The sequence below is a fragment of the Pseudomonas sp. EA_65y_Pfl1_P113 genome, assembly GCF_963970525.1.
Taxonomy (GTDB): domain Bacteria; phylum Pseudomonadota; class Gammaproteobacteria; order Pseudomonadales; family Pseudomonadaceae; genus Aquipseudomonas; species Aquipseudomonas tritici.
The window spans coordinates 1-498 of record NZ_CAXAQM010000416.1 but is presented as its reverse complement, the minus strand read 5'-3'; the positions used below and the strand labels follow the sequence as shown (position 1 = coordinate 498).

Annotated in this window: 1 protein-coding gene; it reads left to right on the top strand. The window is 64.5% G+C overall.

Translation table 11 applies throughout. The features are described 5' to 3' along the window. A partial coding sequence (locus AACY52_RS30345; RefSeq protein ID WP_339561386.1) for a cbb3-type cytochrome c oxidase subunit I occupies positions 1–498 on the top strand: 498 nt, incomplete at both ends.

Genomic DNA, 498 nt, shown 5'->3' with positions numbered 1-498 from the left:
CACGGCATCATCATGGTGTTCTTCATGGTCATGCCCGCAATGATCGGCGGCTTCGGCAACTGGTTCGTGCCGATCATGATCGGCGCGCCCGACATGGCCTTCCCGCGGATGAACAACATCTCGTTCTGGCTGCTCATCCCCGCCTTCACGCTGCTGCTCGCCTCGCCCTTCTTCGGCGGTGCCGGTAACGGCTGGACGCTCTACGCGCCGCTGTCGACGTACGGCGAGCCTGGCCCGTCGACCGACATGGCGATCCTCGCGCTGCATTTGGCGGGTGCCTCGTCGATCCTCGGCGCGATCAACTTCATCACCACCATCTTCAACATGCGCGCGCCGGGCATGACGCTGCACAAGATGCCGCTGTTCGTGTGGTCGGTGCTGGTCACCGCCTTCCTGCTGCTGCTCTCGCTGCCGGTGCTGGCGGCTGCCATCACCATGCTGCTGACCGATCGCAATTTCGGCACCACCTTCTTCGATCCCGCCGGTGGTGGCGACCCG